Source organism: Staphylococcus sp. 231237_7MaSpsaltlick (assembly GCF_043107035.1).
Genome location: NZ_JBICNX010000285.1, coordinates 1 through 563 on the forward strand (window position 1 = coordinate 1; position 563 = coordinate 563).

1 protein-coding gene is annotated in these 563 nt (G+C 25.8%); it reads left to right on the forward strand.

Features of this window, described 5'->3' with window-relative positions:
• On the forward strand, nucleotides 1-243 hold a 243-nt coding region (locus tag ACF91D_RS31480; protein WP_392438658.1), incomplete at its 5' end, for a DJ-1/PfpI family protein.
• Nucleotides 244-563 lie beyond the last annotated feature (320 nt).

Below are 563 nucleotides of genomic sequence, written 5' to 3' on the forward strand. Positions count from 1 at the left end.
TATTTTACTCAAAATGATGTGCCTACATTTGCGATTTGTCATGGTCCACTTTTACTAGTTGATACTGATGATTTAAAGTGCCGCACAATAACTGGCGTTATCAATGTACGTAAAGATTTATCTAATGCTGGTGCACACGTTGTTGATGAATCAGTTGTAATAGATAACAATATTGTAACAAGTCGTGTCCCAGATGACTTAGATGATTTCAATAGAGAAATTATTAAAAAATTAAAAGCATAATTTTATAATATCAATCAGTATTTATTATCTAAGAGACTAACAGCAAAGTTATAACTTTGTTGTTAGTCTCTTATTGTTAGGTTTTTATAAAAATAAAATGAACTTAACTTCATTAAGATAACTTATAATCTACGATAAAATATTAGATATTCTACATACTGTTTTTGTAATGTAACCTATTTCGAAATTCTACTAATCTTTTAACTTTATCTATACTATTAATTGTTAAAAATTACAATGGAGGGCAATTTAATTTATGAATGATATTACCATTATAGGAGCTTCACAAAATAATTTGAAAAATATAAATATAACTAAAC